At 55.3% G+C, this 568-nt stretch carries 1 protein-coding gene and 1 pseudogene; both read right to left on the bottom strand.

Translation table 11 applies throughout. From position 1 onward, the window contains the following. Nucleotides 1-198 (bottom strand): annotated as a pseudogene (locus J5224_RS34395) (GMP/IMP nucleotidase); the annotation flags it as partial. 109 nt (nt 199-307) lie between these two features. After that, a partial coding sequence (locus J5224_RS34390) for an intracellular growth attenuator family protein (protein ID WP_264629313.1) occupies nt 308-568 on the bottom strand: 261 nt, incomplete at its 5' end.

Raw genomic sequence — 568 nt, 5'->3', positions numbered from 1 at the left:
GTTCAATGTGTGTTGAACGGCGTGATACTCTTTCTCTATCACTTTTTTGGCTTCACTCAGGGAAATCTTTCTCTCTACGCTGAGTTGTTCTGGCACCCGTTGCAGCCAGAAGTAGCTGTCAAAGGCCAGGTCCAGCAGGGTGCCATCCATGTCCAGGATAACGGTATCGATGTCATTCCAATTGAGATCGTGCTGCATCTGTACTCCGGTAGCGGCGGTGGGGTGGGGTCGTGCAGGGAAACGCCGCGTCGCAAGGCGTCGGCGGCATGGTCAGTGCGATCGTCAGCAACGGGCCGTTTAGACGCGCCTAATCGTTCATCCGGTAGGCGCGGCCTTCCATCACGATAGGCGTAGCGAGCCGGGTTGAAAAGCACGCATCGTAGTACTGTTTGATATCACGTTCGCGCTGCTGGCTTTTGCGCATTTTTACCAGCATCAGCACCAGATTGGCAACCAGTGCCACCGAGAGCACCAGCATCAATAAACCGGTGCCGAAATAGCGCCACAGGGTGATGGCGTCAGGATCGCTGCGTAAATTGATGTGCTGCGTTCCGTTGGCATCGGTGGA

This window comes from Candidatus Symbiopectobacterium sp. NZEC135, from assembly GCF_025962695.1.
Note: the sequence above shows the minus strand (reverse complement) of the source record. Positions and strands in the feature narration are given on the sequence as shown.